Genomic DNA, 2,184 nt, shown 5'->3' with positions numbered 1-2,184 from the left:
CCCGCCGTTGTTTCCGGTGGTGAGGCATCCGTATCGACGCAAGCCGCCGAGCCGGCATCGACCGGCGGATTGAGGCAAAGCTACTCGCAGACGACGCGGTAGCGCTTCCCGTTTTCGCCGACATTCCTGCAGGTCAACGGGTTCTGCCCGTCGGAAGACTGATCGGGCAGATCCCGGTTGTAGGAGGGCCTCGCCGGAGCGGACCTGGAATGGCGCCGCACAGCGGGGCTCTGCGGCAGGCTCGGCGGCAGGGGAAACACGTCCGACGCGATCTGCCGCGACGCGGTCGTTCCCGGCGGCGCCCTGTCCCAGACACGCCTGACATCCATCCGGCTCGGAACGATCACCGTCCCGTCGTCGCTGCGCGCGCAGCCACCCGCTGCAAGCAGCGCCGGGCACAGGATGAAAGCCGTGATTCGACCGAACATTAGCAACACCTCAGGCACCTTATATGCGTCGTTGCCTTGTTCGCCAACGGGCGGATTACCGCAGCCGGCGCCATGACGGAATTTATTTCAACGGCATCGGGCGGCCGTGGTTGCAATCATTATGGTTAGCGGATCGTTAATGCTTGTCGGGCACATTCCGCCGACGGGCCGGTACGGTTCGGCCTTGGGGGTGGCAATGGCGGATACGGACGGAACTGTCGGGGCGGACAGCGCGCGGAGTTTCGACAAGGCGGATATGCGCGGCAACGGGGCCCTTCCCGGTGATATCCACGATATGGCCGGGACTGCGGCGGCGCTTGCCGATCTGAACCTGATGGTCGATTCGATGCCGATCGGCGTCATCGTTCTCGATGCCGAATTGCGGGCGGAGGTGGTCAACCGGGCATTCTACGACTTCTGGAAGATCGATCCGCGGCGCGCTCCGGCCGGCAGTCGCTTTCGCGACCTCATGGAAGCCAGCCGTGAGGCCGATCCGTTCGGCGGCGAGGAACATGCCTGGCAAAGCCATGTGGCCGAGCGGGAGGCCGAAATCCGGGCTGACGCCGCGGGGTCCAGGCAGTTGCCGCGCAAGGACGGCCGCACGCTGATAGCCTCGCTGGCGTCCCTTCCCGGCGGCAAGCGGCTGATCTCCTATGTGGACATCACCGACATGAAACAGCGCGAGACCGAGGCCGAGGACGCGCGCAGGAACCTCGCCGCCGTGCTGGAGTCGCTGCCGGCTGGCGTCATCATCTACGATCGCGACGATCGCTTCGTCTTCGCCAACCGCAAGCTGCAGGACACGCTGCCGGCGCTGAAGCCGGCCTGGCAGCCGGGCCGCACTTTTCGAGAGGCATTGGCTCTCGGCCATTCGGTCGGCTATTTCCGCTCGAGCGGCGACGCCGAAATCGATGGTCTGTATGGCGTCGACACCGAGCGCTGGCTGGACGCCATGCTCGAGCGGTACCGTTTGCCGAACTCTTCCTATGAGCGCCTCAATCCGGATGGGCGCTGGTACCAGGTCTATGACATGCGCTCCGACGACGGCACGTTCATCGGCGTGCGCGTCGATATCACCGACATCAAGGCGCGCGAGAAGGCGCTGCGCGACTCCATGCGCCAGATCGATCTCTACCGGCACGTCATGGACGAGCTGCCGGTCGCCGCCTTCATCAAGGCCGACGATCTCAGCATAGAATTCGTCAACAAGGCCTGGTGCGCGCTGACCGGCCTCGCCAAGGACGAGGTGTTTGGAAAGACGGATCGTGAGCTTTTCGCGACGGAAGAGGCGGACGGCTTCAGCAGCGACGACACCGAGGTCGTGACGACCGGCGCGGGGCGCGAGGTCGAGGAAACCGTCACTCACCGCGACGGCACGGTGCGGCAATTGATGACGCGCAAGAGCCGGCTGGTGGCGACCGACGGGTCGGTGCATCTGGTCGGCTCCAGCACCGACATCACCGACGTCAAGGCGCGCGAGCAGGCGCTCCGGCAGAGCATGAGCGAGAACGAGGTGTTCCGCAGCCTCATCGACAATGTGCCGGTGTCGATCTACGCCAAGCGCTCGGACCTCAGGCAATTCTACGTCAACAAGGGCTGGTGCGATCTCACCGGCTTCAGCCGGGAAGAAGCGATCGGCAAGACCGACGTCGAGATCTTCGGCGCGGACGGCGAAGCCTTCGTCGCCGGCGACCTTGCCGTGCTGCGCACCGGCGAGACGCAGGAGATCGAGGAGACGGTGACGATGCCGGACGGC

The 2,184-nt window shown here is 65.2% G+C and carries 2 protein-coding genes; one reads left to right on the top strand and one right to left on the bottom strand.

Annotation, left to right across the window (positions count from 1 at the left end; all coding sequences use genetic code 11):
- Nucleotides 1–80: 80 nt before the first annotated feature.
- Entirely contained in the window at nt 81–428 is a 348-nt protein-coding gene (locus EOD07_RS31680; protein ID WP_245470562.1) for a hypothetical protein, read from the bottom strand.
- Between the two features lie 196 nt (nt 429–624).
- Here EOD07_RS31680 and EOD07_RS31675 point away from each other — a divergent pair.
- Nucleotides 625–2,184 (top strand): PAS domain-containing protein (locus EOD07_RS31675; RefSeq protein WP_245470561.1); only part of this gene is annotated, 1,560 nt, incomplete at its 3' end.

It is taken from the genome of Mesorhizobium sp. M2C.T.Ca.TU.002.02.1.1, from assembly GCF_003997225.1.
The sequence above is the reverse complement of the archived record's forward strand: the minus strand, read 5'-3'. Positions and strand labels throughout refer to the sequence as shown.